A 15,207-nucleotide genomic window follows, 5' to 3' on the forward strand; every position below is an offset into this window, starting at 1 on the left:
AATGGTATTAATGCCATTCCTTTTTTTGTACCAGCGCCTGCACTTGTGCACCCAATTGGTTTGGGTGAAGTTTTACCACCTCGCCTACAATGATAATTGCGGGATTGGTGAGGCCTGCATGCTGCACTCGAAAATAAATATCCTTAACCGTGCCCACCACCATTTGTTCGTTGGGGAGCGTTCCGTTTTGAATCACCGCAACCGGTGTGTCGTTCTTTCCGTGCTGTGCAAAAATCTGGGCTATGTTTTCAAGTTTACTCATAGCCATCAAAATAATGACCGTAGCAGAAGATTGCGCAGCAAGGTGAATATCCGGCGAAATGGAACCATCCTTCGTAGTGCCCGTGGTTACCCAAAAACTCTCATTGACGCCACGGCAAGTGAGTGGAATCATTTGCGAAGCCGGTACTGCCAATGCACTGGAAATGCCCGGCACCACCGCCACACCAATACCGTGGCGAGTGGCCATTTCCAATTCTTCCTGCGCCCTGCCAAACACAAACGGATCGCCGCCCTTGAGCCGCACTACATGCCCGTATGTAAAGGCCGAATCCACGATCAGGTCATTTATTTCCTGCTGCGACAGCGCATGGCAGCCATATCGTTTTCCTACAAAAGTGGAAATGGCGCCGGGTGCCGCGTAGGACAGCAGTTCTGGGCTTGCCAGCGCATCATATAAAATGACATTTGCCGATGCAATAGCTTTGATCGCTTTTAGGGTAATAAGCTCCGGATCACCGGGACCAGCACCAACCAATGTCAGAAAAGGATGAGGTTTAAATTCCATATTATTTATTCACATATCTATATATAAATATTAAAACAGCCATTATTTTCGACTCAAATTAAAATTTTATTTGGCTATTAAACTATTTGTTAATTAAATTTATGCTCAACAACGAGAAATAGTGAACGATATATTTCTCATGAATATTTTCTTTTGCCTGCCATTGTTTCTCACAACTAAATCATTCCAACATGAACATCATCGTTGTCGGCAATGGTATGGTCGGGTTTAAATTTTGCGAAAAACTGTTGCAGAAAAACCTGGCACCCTCAGTTAAGATCACCGTTTTTGGAGAAGAAATACGACCCGCTTACGACCGGGTGCATCTAAGTAGTTTTTTTGAAGGTAAAACTGCTGAAGACCTGAGCATGGCGCCCCGATCGTGGTATGAAGACAACGGCATAACGCTGCACCTCTCCGATCCCATCCAGGCTATTGATCGTGTTGAAAAAACGGTTACCTCTCACCGTGGCATCACCCTTCCATACAATTACCTGGTACTGGCCACCGGGTCGGCCGCTTTTGTGCCGCCCATTCCCGGCATGGATAAACAGGGTGTATTTATTTACCGCACTGTTGAAGACCTGGAGCTGATGCAGCACTGGGCGCCTCGTGCCCGCAAAGGCGCCGTAATTGGTGGTGGCCTGTTGGGCCTTGAAGCCGCTAAAGCCCTACTCGACCTGGGTTTGTCCACAACGCATGTCATTGAATTTGCACCACGCCTCATGCCCCGCCAGATCGATGAAGCCGGGTCGCAAATGTTGCAATCGAAATTGGAAGCATTAGGCCTGCAGGTTCACCTGTCGAAAAACACGGCGGCCATTACCGGCGGCGATGCCATCAGTGGATTGTCGTTTGCCGATGGTAGCGCCATTGATGCCGATATGCTGGTGGTATCGGCAGGCATTAAGCCCAGAGATGAACTGGCTAAACAATGCGGCCTGGAGGTGGGTCCACGTGGCGGTATCGTGGTAAACAACAACATGCAAACCAGCGACCCGAGTATTTTTGCCATTGGCGAATGTGCCCTGCACGGCAGCATGATATACGGGCTGGTAGCACCGGGCTATGAAATGGCCGAAGTGGTGGCTACCCAACTTGTGGGCGGTGCCAAAGAATTTACCGGCTTCGACATGAGCACCAAGCTCAAACTGGTAGGCACCGATGTTGCTTCGTTTGGCGATCCGTTCATCGGGCCCAAAGAAGCCCGCACTATTATTTTTGAAGACACCGTAAAAGGTATATACAAACGCATCAATGTAAGCAACGATGGCAAACTCCTGCTGGGCGGCATCCTGGTGGGCGATGCATCGGCATACAACATGTTGTTGCAGACTGCTAAAAATGGGCTGGCACTGCCGCCCAATCCGGAAGACCTGATACTGGGCAACCGCAGTGGCGCCGCACAGGAAGGTGCAGGCGTTTCGGCGCTGCCCGACGATGCGCTGATTTGCAGTTGCGAAAGCATCAGTAAAGCGCAGATCTGCAATGCAGTGTCGGAAGGCGGTTGCGAAAACCTGGATGCCATTAAAAAATGCACCAAGGCCGGAACCGGCTGTGGTGGCTGCATTCCGATGGTGAAAGACCTGATGCTGCACACGATGAAGCAGGGCGGCAAATACGTACGCAATGTATTATGCGAACATTTTCAATATTCCCGCCAGGAGCTGTTTGATCTGATCAAATTAAAAAACCTGGTGACCTACAATGAAACACTTGACCACCTCGGTGCCGGCGATGGCTGCGAAGTGTGCAAACCTGCAGTGGCTTCTATTCTTGCATCACTTTGGAACGACCTGATCCTCGACAAAGGCAACGATACTGCGCAAGATTCGAACGACCGGTTTTTAGCCAATATCCAAAAAGGCGGCACCTACTCGGTGGTGCCCCGCATCCCCGGCGGCGAGATTACACCGGAAAAACTGATTACCATTGGGCAGGTAGCACAGAAATATGCCTTATACACCAAAATAACCGGCGGCCAACGCATTGACCTGTTTGGTGCACACCTGGGCGACCTGCCGGCTATTTGGGAGGAACTGATTGCCGCCGGCTTTGAAAGCGGTCATGCTTATGGCAAATCGCTGCGTACCGTGAAAAGCTGCGTTGGCTCCACCTGGTGCCGCTTTGGCCTGCACGACAGTGTAAGTTTTGCCATACAAATTGAAGAACGCTACCGCGGCCTGCGTGCTCCGCACAAACTAAAATCTGCAGTATCAGGCTGCATCCGCGAATGCGCCGAAGCACAATCAAAAGACTTCGGCATCATTGCCACCGACAAAGGCTGGAACTTGTATGTGTGCGGCAATGGCGGCTCCAAACCACAACATGCAAAACTTTTAGCAACTGACCTGAGCAGCGAAACCTGCATCAAATACATCGACCGGTTCCTGATGTTTTACATAAAAACTGCCGACCCGCTTACCCGCACTGCTACCTGGCTCAACAAACTGGATGGCGGCATCGACTACCTGCGCAATGTGGTGGTAAACGACAGCCTTGGCATGGCGGAGCAGTTTGAAGCGGAAATGCAGGGCCTGGTAGACAACTATACCTGCGAATGGAAAGCAGTGGTGGAAAGCCCGCAACTGCGCAAAAGGTTTACCCACTTCATCAACGCACCGGAAGAAAAAGATCCTACCGTACAATTTGAAACAATGCGTGGCCAGCGGAAAGCAGCCGATTGGAATTCTTGATTGCCCATTGCCCTGCCAGGCATCTGCAGTTTTGGATTTGAAAAAGATCGGCTTCAACTTTCTTCTTTGCCCCCGGTTTCTGTTCATATTCCCATCATTAAAAACCTATTGAATGAGTGCAACAATTACGGAACAATACACCTGGTTTGCAGCATGCAGCACAGCCGATGTACCCAGTAACGGCGGTGTCTGCATCAAATACAAAGACCAACAAATCGCCCTGTTCCATTTTACCCGCCGCAACGAATGGTACGCTACGCAAAACATGTGTCCGCACCGTATGCAAATGGCGCTGAGCCGCGGCCTTATTGGCACGGCAGGCGGCGAGCCTAAAGTGGCCTGCCCATTTCATAAAAAAACATTTTCGCTTGTGGATGGCCGTTGCATGAGCGGCGACGATTGCGGCGCCATTGAAACCTACCCGGTGCGGGTGGAGAACGGCAAGGTGTTCATTGGCGTACCCGACCGGGAAACCGAACTATTTTGAAAAAGTAAAGCCCGGACAGGCTGCCACCTGCCGGGCTTTGGATTTTAATAATTCCCATCATTAAAACCTTATCAAAATAAATGAAAAAAGAGCTGATTTTATCGGGTCTTTTGCGCCCCTCCTATTTGCAGGCACAAACCTGCAGCGTTAAGCTATCTATTCTATCTGAGCGCATTATGCATTAATCGCTTTCGAATTGACCTAAGTTAATGCAAGCCTAACGCAACAAACCTCTTTTCGAAAAAGCATTTGAAGCATGCCCTTGCCTTTGCATGCACAGCTTATTGGGAGCAGTTACACATCCGCTGCACCGCTGTGTTTTCCTCAAATCAAAACCATTTCCTACATGTCGCAACCCCAAAATACACCACTTACCCGCCTTCAAATCTTCAGCATAAAAGGCGTGCAAATGCGCACCTTTCATACCACCTGGTTCATGTTCTTTGTTTGCTTTTTTGGCTGGTTTGGCCTGGCGCCGCTTATGCCCACCATCCGCGAAGACCTGCAACTAAGTAAGGCACAGGTGGGCAACCTCATTATCGTGTCGGTTTCCTCTACCATCGTTGCCCGGCTGATCATTGGCCGCCTCTGCGACACGTGGGGCCCACGGAAAACCGCCGTACGGCTACTGCTTATTGGCTGTATCCCAGTGTTCCTCGTTGGCCTGGCGCAGGATTATACCACGTTCCTGTTGTTTAGGGCGGCTATCGGTGTAATTGGTGCTTCGTTCGTCATCACGCAGTTTCACACATCCATGATGTTTGCCGCCAACATTAAGGGCACGGCTAATGCAGTGGCCGGCGGCTGGGGCAACCTGGGCGGTGGCGTTACCAACATGGTGATGCCATTAATTTTTGCAGCAATTGTAGGCTTTGGATATGCCGATGGCGCCGCCTGGCGCTACGCCATGATCGTTCCCGGTTGCATGATGCTGCTGGCGGCGTGGCTATATCAACGCTACACCAAGGACACACCTGCAGGTAATTTTGACGAGATAGACCGCGCAGCGAAAAGCAATACGAAAACCGATTGGTCGGTGCTGGCCGACAAACGCATTTGGGCGCTTACACTGGCGTACGCCGTTTGCTTTGGCATGGAAATCACCTTCGATAATATTGCTGCTTTGCACTTTGTCGATACGTTTGGCTTGTCGCAATCCGGTGCCGGTTTTTGGGCCGGTGTATTTGGCTTCATGAACATCTTTGCGCGGGCCCTCGGCGGCATTGTTTCCGACAAAATAGGCTTGCGTTATGGCATGCGAGGCAAATCACTTCTTTTGGCCGCCATGCTCCTGCTCGAAGGCTTCGGCATCATCCTGTTTGCGCAAGCCGGCAATTTTACATTGGCCATTTTGTCCATGCTGTCCTTTGCATTGTTTTTAAAAATGGCCAACGGCGCCACTTATGGCATTGTGCCGTTTGTTAACGAAAAAAATGTTGGCCTGGTGAGCGGCATTGTAGGCGCCGGCGGCAACCTGGGCGGAATGTTGTTCGGGTTTTTATTTAAAATGGAAAGCATCTCTTATGTGCAGGCCTTCGGCTACATCGGCATATCGGTGGTTGTAGTAGCGGCATTGGTTCTGACCATCCGCTTTGCACCAAGAGCAGTTACCCGGGCTACACCTGATGTGATGCCGGAAGCGGTGGCTGCATAATGCCGTCACCAAGCATCGCAATTTCCCAAACACTCCATTGAAACGGCATGACGCAAACACATAAAACTACTTGTTGCTACTGCGGTGTTGGCTGCGGCATTGAAGTGCACCAGGACCGGAACGGCAAACTGACCGTAACCGGCGATAAAGACCACCCGGTTAACAAAGGCATGTTGTGCAGCAAAGGCATGAACCTGCACTATACGGTGATGGACCAATCGGATCGGTTGCACTATCCTGAGATGCGCTACAGCAAAGGCGCCGCAAGGCAGCGGGCTTCGTGGGATGAAGCACTGGACCGGACCGTGGCAGTCTTTCAAACCCTGATCAAAAAATATGGTCCTGATTCGGTTGGTTTTTATGCGTCGGGCCAGTGCCTTACCGAAGAATATTATGTGCTCAATAAAATGGTGAAAGGATTTGTTGGCACCAACAACATCGACACCAACTCAAGGCTGTGCATGAGCAGCGCAGTGGCTGCATACAAAATGGCACTGGGCGAAGATTCGGTGCCGGTCTGTTATGATGACATCGAAGCAGCCGATTGCATTTTTATTGCTGGCGCCAATCCGGCCTGGTGCCACCCCATCATCTGGCGGCGTGTGGAGGCTGCAAAGGCAGCCAATCCGGCATTGAAAATTATTGTTTCCGATCCACGCATCACGCAGACCTGCGCAGCCGCCGATGTGCATTTGCAAATAAAACCCGGCACCGATATAACACTGCATTATGCCATCGGCCGGCTGCTGATTGAAAACGGCGATATTGATTTCGATTTTGTCCGCAACCATACCGAAGGCTTCGAAGCATATAGCGCCAAAGTAATGGAAACAACCGTTGCCGATGCCGCCTCCATCTGCGACGTACCCGAAGAAAACATCAGGCTGGCAGCGCAATACATAGGCAACGCCAAAGGCTTTTTAACCATGTGGACCATGGGCCTCAACCAAAGCGTGGTCGGCGTCAATAAAAATTTAAGCCTCATCAACCTTAATCTTATTACTGGGCATATTGGCAAACCGGGTAGCGGGCCTTTTTCATTGACCGGCCAACCCAATGCAATGGGCGGCCGCGAGGTGGGCGGATTGGCCAACCTGCTGCCCGCACACCGCAACCTGGCCAGTGAACAGGACCGCCTTTTTGTGCAGCAGTTTTGGGGCGGCGGTACCATCGGTGCAAAGCCAGGTTACACCGCCACCGAAATGTTTGAAGCGCTGCACGACGGCCGACTGAAGGCCATCTGGATCTTGTGCACCAATCCGCTTGTCAGTTTGCCCGATGTGCGTTTTGCAGAAGCGGCTTTGCAAAAAGCTAAGTTTGTGGTAGTGCAGGAAATCAGCAGCAAACCGGAAACATTGCAATACGCCGATGTTGTCCTTCCGGCTGCAGCATGGGCCGAAAAAGAGGGCACCATGACCAACGCGGAGCGGCGCATTTCGCTGCTGCGCAAAATTGTCGATGCACCCGGCGAAGCGCTGCCCGATGCGGAAGTCATTTGTCGTTTTGCTCAAAAAATGGGATACAGTGGTTTTAACTACAATCACCCTTCTGAAATTTATGCAGAACACTGCCGCCTCACCAGCGGAACCAACATTGACGTAAGTGGCCTGTCGTATCAAAAACTGGAAGCGTTGCGCAGCGTGCAATGGCCTTTTAACAACGAAGAAACTAGCACCGGAACAGCCCGCTTATTTAGTGATAAAAAATTCTTTACACCATCAGCGAAAGCCATTATTCATGCGCCGCCGCAACATAACAACTCGGAACCACTAACACCCGATTTTCCGCTCATACTCACCACCGGCCGTGTCCGCGATCAATGGCACACCATGAGCAAAACAGGCAAGGTGAGCAAGCTGAAACAACACAGCGCAAACGCATTTATTGAAATGCATCCTGCCGATGCGGCAAGGCGTGGTATTACCGACAATTGCCTCGTTGAAATTTCTAACAATCGCGGCACGGTTCGGGTAAAAGCAAAACTAACAGACACCATTAAACGAGGTGTGGTGTTTTTGCCAATGCATTGGGGAAAGATCCTTTCCAACGACCTGCACCGCGCCAACAACATCACCAGCAGCCGCGTTGATCCCTTTTCCAAAGAACCTGATTTTAAGTTTGCTGCCGTGCAGGTAAAGCGGTATCAAAAACCCAAACAACGCATCATTGTCATCGGTGCCGGTGCCGGCGCATTTGGTTTTGTAAAAACATACCGCGAGCTGAACGAAGTGGACGAGATCGACGTGTTTAGCAAAGAAGCGTTTCCATTTTACAACCGCGTGATGCTGCCCGATTATATCAGCGGCGCACAACAATGGCAACAGCTGGTGAAAATGCGGGACGAAGAAGAAAGCGAATTGGGCATCAGGCTGCACCGCGGTGTGAGTATTGAAAGCATTGACCGCAAGGGCAAAACGGTAACCGATAGCAACGGCAATGTACATCCATACGATGTATTGCTGATGGCCACCGGTAGCCGCGCCACCATGCTACCCAGCATTCCAACCATGCAGGGCATCTTCACCATGCGCAGCCGCATTGATGCCGATAACTTTCGCCACCATGTGCAGCCGGAACGGGGCAAAGTGATCATTGTTGGTGGCGGCCTGCTTGGAATTGAATTGGCTGCTTCGCTGCGGGAAGTGGGTGTTGGTGTAACTATCATACAACGCATTTCGCGGTTAATGGATCGGCAACTGGATTTATTGGGCAGCCAACTGCTCCACGAAGAGCTGGTGGACAAAGGCGTCGATATTTTTTACAATGATGAAATAGACCGCTTTATCGGCGAGGACTGCGTTTCCGGAATTGTATTAAAAAGTGGCATCCGCATTCTTTGCCAGGCGGTTGTGATTGCTATTGGCACCACGCCAAACGTAGAACTGGCAAGGGCTGCAGGTTTGCACACCGGCCGCGGGGTGGTGGTGAACGAATACCTGCAAACCGCCGACCCGCATATCTATGCCGTTGGTGAGATAGCAGAATTCCGCGGGTTTCTGTATGGCATTACCGCCGCTGCGGAACAACAAGCTGCAATCGTTGCACAACACCTGAGCGGCGACATTGGGCAGGTGTATGATGGTTCGCTTCTGATGAATATTTTAAAAATGCACGGCACTGAATTGTGCTCGCTTGGCCTTGCGGAAATACCGAACGGCGACCCGGCTTATGAAGAGGTGGTTTTTATCGATAAAGCAAAGCGATATTATAAAAAATGCATCATTCACAACGACCGATTGGTGGGCGCCATATTGATCGGCGACAAATCGGAGTTTCTTGAGTATCGCGACCTGATACAAAACAAAATTGAACTGTCCGAAAAACGACTTGAACTGCTTCGTTCGGGCAAAAAAGTAGAGCCGGTTTTGGGTAAACTTATTTGCTCCTGCGGCGGCGTTGGCGATGGCAATATCCGCGCAAAAATAGAGGCGGGAAATACAGAATTACCGCAACTGTGCCAGGCTGCTGGCGCCGGCATGGGCTGTGGCAGTTGCAAACCTGAAGTGCAGGCTATTTTGCAAAAAGCCCTGGCACAAATGGAGCAAAACATTATTGCAATGAAGCGGGCTTAAACACATATCATGGCCAACAAAAAACTAACCTTCCAGGTAAATTTTACCGGCGGCATTATTTCACCGGGTCATTTGTTGTCGCTGCTGCAGGAAGCGCAGGCTGCAAGGGTTACACAAGTGCAATTTGGCTTGCGCCAACAGATTTTGCTGGAAGTACCCGAAGCATTGGCGACATCCTTTCGAAAACGTTGCGCGGCCCGCAATATTATGTGCCGGCCGAAAAACGAAACGACGCCTAACATCGTTTCCTCCTATCCCGCTGCGGGTTTGTTTACCGCGGACACATGGCTGCGTGAAGATGTTTTCAAAGATGTATTCAGCCAGTTTACACAACCGCCCACCTATAAAGTAAACATCTGCGACCGCACCCAAAATTTGGTACCGCTTTTTACCGGCCACATCAATTGGGTTTCGTCTACCATCGCACATTTCTGGCACCTCAATATCCGGCTACCTAAAACACAAAACATCATCAATTGGCCGCATCTTGTTTATACAAATGAGATTGGACCGCTAACACAAAAAGTAGAACAAGCGTTGAGCGAAAACGTTGCGGATAAAGATTTTGCTACTGACGCAATTGGAAGGTTAATACAACAAGAATCTGTCAATAAAGGTGCTGCACAAAAGTCCGAACATTTGCAACTGCAGCCGTTTTCGTTGCCGTATTATGAGGGCTTCAACCCAGCCGAAAGCGGCGCCTGGCTGGGCATTTATCGGAGGGATCAAATGTTCCCGATTTCTTTTCTAATGGATGTCTGCATATTGTGCAACGAATCAAAAATTGGTGAGCTGTACGCAACGCCCTGGAAAAGTTTGATCGTTAAAGGCATCGACAAAAAGGACCGCGAACGCTGGAACCATGTGTTGGGTAAATACCGGATCAATGTGCGCCATGCAGCCAACGAACTGGCCTGGCAGGTGGAAGACGGTGATGAGCAGGGGCTGCAAATCAAGCGCACCATCATCAGGCATTTTGACAAAGAAGATGTGCGTACTTATGGCTTGAGTTTTGGCGTGCAGTCGAAACCCACTGCGAGTATGTTTGGATCGATCATTATCCGCAAACAACAGGTAAAAAATCCGCATCGCCTCCGGTCGCTCGACCGATATGACCTGTTGTACACCAAAGATTTCAACCCAAATGCGGCAACGCTGGTCCCATTCCGCGACGGGCTGGAAAAAGAACAACTGGGGGTATATATTGTTTCGCTATGCAAAATGTACTACGAGCAGCAAGCGGAAAAGTATGCGCAAAAGAATGCTATGGCCATTGTTGAACCAAAAGAGGCAAAGCCGCCAGTTGTAACGAAAGAAACAGTCCACCAGTGCCCGGATTGTTTAACCATTTATGATGCCGCTATGGGAGATGCAGATGCAGGCATCGAAGCCGGAACATCATTTAATCTGCTGCCCGAAAGCTACTGCTGCCCGTTGTGTGAAAGCCCCAAATCGAGCTTTGCTTTAAAAAGTTCGGTTGGGTCATCACTCCAAGTCGGATAGATCTTCGGGACTGTTGCAATTAATAAAATATCGTTTTTGTCCGGGTGCTACTGGCAGCGCCAACGTTGTCATTTGCGACAAAACATAATGCATGGAAAACCGCGGTAAACGCTGCTCCAATACTGCGGCGAAAATTTTGCGGAGGCCTGAAGCCGTATAAATGCCACAGAGCGGCTCCAATTGATTTTCGTTTTGATAGACGAGTGCCTCCGCCCTGCTCCTTTTACTTTGTTCGATCAAAGTTTCCAGTACCGATTGATGCATGTGGGGCATATCAACTGCCAATACCAACAAATCAGCATTGGGCATTGCCTGGTGCACAGAAAGCAAACCTTTCAATGGTCCGCCAACCCCAATTTGCTCATTGTCTTGAATTAACAATGCGGGGTCGAAGTTTTGTTTGTACGCGGCAACATTCTGACTATTGACAGAGATGCAAACGGGAATATTGAAACTTGCCAGCTTATCGAAAGCAAGTTGTGCCCATGTACGGCCATCCCTTTCCAATAAGCCTTTATCGACGCCCATTCGGGCACTTTCACCCCCGCAAAGAACAACTCCAGCTATTGACATATCACGAATGAATTGAAATAAATTTTTTGCGCGATTATCTCCTTGCCAAATTCTCTTCGGAAAAGAGCGCCAACACTTCTGGAAACAATGCATCTATCGTTTCAGCAGCACCACGAGAAGAACCGGGCAATGTGAGTACCAACGTATCACTGATGAAACCGGCCACACCTCTTGAAAAAAGGGCAAATGGCGTTCGCTCCTGGCCATAGGCACGGGCAGCTTCCATAGTTGCGGGTATTGGTCGCTGCAACAGCGGCGCAATTGCATCTGGTGTTTTGTCTGACTGCAGCAGGCCTGTGCCACCGCAAAATATGAGCAATTGAAAACCTTTGTCTGCAAAGGTTTTAGCTTTCTGTTGAATTGCATCAACATCATCAGCAACCACCGCATATGCATCGCAGGAAATACTGAGGTCCTTCAATTTGGTTAATATGATTCGTCCGGCTTTGTCTTCTTTTACGCCCATCGCCACTGCATTGGAACAAACTACGACTGCAGCACGGATATCATTTCGCGGCCACTGAAGGGCAGGGTCATTTTCAGTATCCGGCACAACCCTCGTTGCCCCGATTTCAATCCCAGTTTTAAAAGGATGAAGGAGAGCATACAAGTGTAGCGCGGCAACAGTTACGGCATGGATAGCTTGCAAGTCAACCCCATTGCGGGCAATGGCATGCACCTCTGCTTCAATAATGATGTCTAATCCTTTGATCTTGAAATCAACTGCAGCATAAGTAATGGGAACCGGGTGGCAATTCGGCACAAACGCAGAGGTGTTTTTTGCTGCCCGCAAACCTGCAAGCCGTGCACCTTCGAAAAGTGTTTGTAGTGACAGATCGCTTTGTTCTATATCATCCAATGTTTCTAAAGCCGACAATCGCACTATTGAAGTCGCAATTGCTTTGTGTAGCTTTTGGGATTGGCTGGTGATGTTGAACATATTTGTATTGCAGGCATTGTAATAGTTGGATGCTTCAAACGAAACGGATGTTCTTTGACTTTCTAACAAAAGTCAATGAGTACTGTCGCTCACTACAGCAGCCAATGCCATGATGCCGCCTTTTAAACTATATAATTTTTGACCCGGCACAGCCCATTGGCTCAGCATCTGCACGGCTTCCACACTACGGACACCCATATGGCAGACAACAATTATTTCGTCGCCCTCCACGGTTACCTGCTCTTGCCGCAACCGGGATAGTGGAATGCGTTGGTGGGGCACCGGCAGGTCCGGCGTTTCATGCATTTCCCGCACATCAATAAACCGAACATCTCCCTGCATTTTTTGCTGCAATTCCCGCATGCTTATTTCCTTCACTTCATCCGCGCCGCAAAGCCATTCGTAATTGGTATGTAAAAAATCGCTTTCATCTTTCGGAGCATTCTGTGTGGCACCTTGCTGCACCTGCACAACATTTGGGGTCAAAGTTTCCATGTTGTAACGAATAATTTCATTGTCAAAAAAAAGCCCGGACTGTTTGATCCAATGCGATACAGCTAACGCCTGTAGCGTGCCTAACATTCCAGTAAAAACTTGCACTGCTTCCGTAGACACACTGTTGTGCAATTGAAGACGAGCATTGAATGACGCCGCCACATCACGATAGCTGATGCCGCAATGACCGCTTGCACGCCTTGCATGCAGCAAACCCACAATTCCTTCGCTTCCATTCAGCGCGGCAAAGATCATTAGTTTACCCGATAGTGCGCAAGCATCGTTGAGCAACAACCGTGTGGGCAAGTGATTAGCGCAATCAATAACCAAATCATATTTGGGAATGATCTTTAGTGCAAGCACATTGTAAATAAAAAAAGGATACTCCTTAACTGTAACGTTTACAAGTCGGCGCTGGATGGCAGCCGTGGCAGCTTTTACTTTTAGTTCACCTTCATCGTTAACTGCAAATAGCACCGGACGATCTGTGTTTTCGTACTGCACTTTACCACCATCCGCGATACCGATGCAGCCAACACCAAGCGCTGCTAGCTGTTGCAGCAACGCACAGCCCAACGCACCTGCACCTACTACCAATATTTTAGTGTTGGCAAATGTTTTGTCGGCACCTAGTTCCGCAACCGACGGCTGATTTATTTCACTAAATGGTATATGGTCCTGGTGGTTGTCACCCATAATGTGCAATTTCAATTTAAATGCAGCTATATATTTTGGAGGGTCTACACAAATGATTTAATTAGCAAACAGCACTTGTCATTCGCTCCTTCAGAGCCGGCAGGCCTCCGGATTAACGCAAAGCTATTTCGCTTAAAATAAAAGACCTATACCAATACGTAAATAAATGTGTTTACATCATTTTACGATGCTCTTTCGCATTTATATCGGATGCACTTTCACAATCGATTCCGCATCAAAGTAAACGTCGTCCGCATCCAGTTCAATAATACAATCAGCAAATGCAAACGAACTTTTGCGCATAGTGTCACCGGCACCTAGTGGCATTACTTTATTGCCTTCGATATGCCCTTTTAAGAAATAAGTGAAGCCTGTCTTTTTTTCCACTGCAACACCCAAGGGCATGTGCCGGAAAGGAGTAGCCTTTTGCTTCATCATTTTTTTAATGACAGGCGCCACGTACATATAAAAACAGGTGAGCACCGCGCCTGGGTTGCCGGGCAGTCCAAAAACCGGTGTTTGCAGCCACCTGCCAAAGAACAGCGGCTTGCCCGGCTTTTGCGCCACTTTATGAAAATGCGTGTGCACACCTGCCCTCTTGGCACCTGCACCTACAAAATCGTATTTGCCCACACTTACACCGCCGGTTATCAAGAGCAGGTCGCAATGAGGCAATAGGGCTTCCAGGGCTCCTTCAATTTCGTGCAAACAATCTGAAACGTATTTTACAACAACACTATGAACACCCAATTGTTTCAGGGCGGCGATCAGCGCAGGTGAATTGGAATCGTACACCTGCCCATATTGCAATGCATTTCCTAGTGTTGCCAACTCGTTGCCAGTGACAAGTAACGCAACTCTTGGGGACGAATAAGCCCTTACCTGCGCCATGCCTAAACTGGCCAGCAATCCCACTGCTCCTGGCGACAAACTAATTCCCCGCGGCAAAACCATTGCACCTTTTTTTACAACCGAACCAGCGGCGCGGACATTGCGGCCTTTCTGCAACGGGCCGCCACAAAATGATAAGTTTCCGTCATGAATGTGCGCATGCTCCTGCATCAACACAACGTCGGCGCCATTAGGCATGGGCGCACCGGTAAAAATGCGCATGGCCGTTCCTTTTTGCAAAATATGAGTACTGCTACTTCCCGCTGCAGCCTCGCCTACCACGGCCAGCCGGGAATACTGCTCAAGGTCGCGCAGCTGAAAAGCATATCCATCCATCGCCGATTGGTCAAATTGCGGCACATCGATACAGGCTACCACATCTTCCGCCAACACCAAGTTTACCGCGTCGGTCAACGGCAGCATTTTCGGCACCAATGGCCCAGCTGCATCGTCGATGATTGCTCTGGCGTCGGAAACTGGAATCATTAAAAAAGACTTAATGAAGAAAATTTGTAAAGCGCAGGTTGATCAAGCATGGCCAGGCTGACCGGAAAATCAGTCTAGTCTTGTCGCACATGTTTTCCATCGCTATGCCCGAGACTTTTCCCCGGCGCCGCCTGATCGCGAATGAGCTGTTTCAATTCTTTGATCTCCGGAAACCGGCCCATTTCTTTACGATCGAACATAATAGCGTCGTCGCAAAAAATGGTGTAGCGGCCACTTACCGCACTAGGCCGAAGCAGTACGCCGCTCAAATCGTCGCTGAAGGTTTGCAGCAGTTCCTGCGCCATGTATGCCGCCCGCAGCATCCAGCCGCATTTTGGACAATATTCAATGGTTACCTGTGGCTTGGTCATTGGCATCTGATGGTTGAATTAGATCAATGGTTAGTTCAATGGGGGTCGAAAAATTG

11 protein-coding genes are annotated in these 15,207 nt (G+C 49.5%); 5 read left to right on the forward strand and 6 right to left on the reverse strand.

Annotation, left to right across the window (positions count from 1 at the left end):
* Positions 1-7: 7 nt before the first annotated feature.
* Positions 8-787, reverse strand: a complete 780-nt coding sequence (gene cobA / locus DRJ53_RS04260) for a uroporphyrinogen-III C-methyltransferase (protein ID WP_114234295.1) — start codon at positions 785-787, stop codon at positions 8-10.
* A gap of 191 nt (positions 788-978) precedes the next feature.
* Between cobA and nirB the strand changes: the two genes are divergently transcribed.
* The 5 genes from nirB to DRJ53_RS04285 all read left to right on the forward strand — a co-directional run bounded on the left by nirB (position 979) and on the right by DRJ53_RS04285 (position 10,699).
* Entirely contained in the window at positions 979-3,483 is a 2,505-nt protein-coding gene (gene nirB / locus DRJ53_RS04265) for a nitrite reductase large subunit NirB (RefSeq protein WP_114234296.1), read from the forward strand.
* A gap of 112 nt (positions 3,484-3,595) precedes the next feature.
* On the forward strand, positions 3,596-3,970 hold the full coding sequence (gene nirD / locus DRJ53_RS04270) for a nitrite reductase small subunit NirD (RefSeq protein WP_114234297.1): 375 nt from the start codon (positions 3,596-3,598) through the stop codon (positions 3,968-3,970).
* Positions 3,971-4,316: 346 nt separating this feature from the next.
* Complete coding sequence (locus DRJ53_RS04275; RefSeq protein ID WP_114234458.1) at positions 4,317-5,624, forward strand: NarK family nitrate/nitrite MFS transporter; 1,308 nt, start codon at positions 4,317-4,319, stop codon at positions 5,622-5,624.
* A gap of 47 nt (positions 5,625-5,671) precedes the next feature.
* On the forward strand, positions 5,672-9,196 hold the full coding sequence (locus DRJ53_RS04280; RefSeq protein WP_114234298.1) for a nitrate reductase: 3,525 nt from the start codon (positions 5,672-5,674) through the stop codon (positions 9,194-9,196).
* A gap of 9 nt (positions 9,197-9,205) precedes the next feature.
* Positions 9,206-10,699, forward strand: a complete 1,494-nt coding sequence (locus tag DRJ53_RS04285) for a rubredoxin (RefSeq protein WP_114234299.1) — start codon at positions 9,206-9,208, stop codon at positions 10,697-10,699.
* Here the strand turns inward: DRJ53_RS04285 and mobA are convergent.
* The 5 genes from mobA to DRJ53_RS04310 all read right to left on the reverse strand — a co-directional run bounded on the left by mobA (position 10,682) and on the right by DRJ53_RS04310 (position 15,151).
* Positions 10,682-11,272: a molybdenum cofactor guanylyltransferase gene (mobA, locus tag DRJ53_RS04290; RefSeq protein ID WP_162303799.1), complete on the reverse strand. Its 591-nt coding sequence runs from the start codon at positions 11,270-11,272 to the stop codon at positions 10,682-10,684. The genes DRJ53_RS04285 and mobA overlap by 18 nt on opposite strands.
* A gap of 34 nt (positions 11,273-11,306) precedes the next feature.
* On the reverse strand, positions 11,307-12,281 hold the full coding sequence (locus DRJ53_RS04295) for a cyclic pyranopterin monophosphate synthase MoaC (RefSeq protein ID WP_241558451.1): 975 nt from the start codon (positions 12,279-12,281) through the stop codon (positions 11,307-11,309).
* Between the two features lie 3 nt (positions 12,282-12,284).
* Positions 12,285-13,403 carry a ThiF family adenylyltransferase gene (locus DRJ53_RS04300; RefSeq protein WP_123893353.1) on the reverse strand — a complete coding sequence of 373 codons (1,119 nt, stop codon included), beginning with the start codon at positions 13,401-13,403 and terminating at the stop codon, positions 12,285-12,287.
* A gap of 201 nt (positions 13,404-13,604) precedes the next feature.
* Positions 13,605-14,780, reverse strand: coding sequence for a molybdopterin molybdotransferase MoeA (locus DRJ53_RS04305; protein ID WP_114234303.1), 1,176 nt, complete (start codon positions 14,778-14,780; stop codon positions 13,605-13,607).
* A gap of 74 nt (positions 14,781-14,854) precedes the next feature.
* Positions 14,855-15,151 (reverse strand): Rdx family protein, encoded by a 297-nt coding sequence (locus DRJ53_RS04310; RefSeq protein ID WP_175580732.1) that lies wholly within the window; start codon positions 15,149-15,151, stop codon positions 14,855-14,857.
* Positions 15,152-15,207 lie beyond the last annotated feature (56 nt).

The organism is Paracnuella aquatica (genome assembly GCF_003332885.2).
In the GTDB taxonomy this organism is placed as follows: domain Bacteria; phylum Bacteroidota; class Bacteroidia; order Chitinophagales; family Chitinophagaceae; genus Flavisolibacter; species Flavisolibacter aquaticus.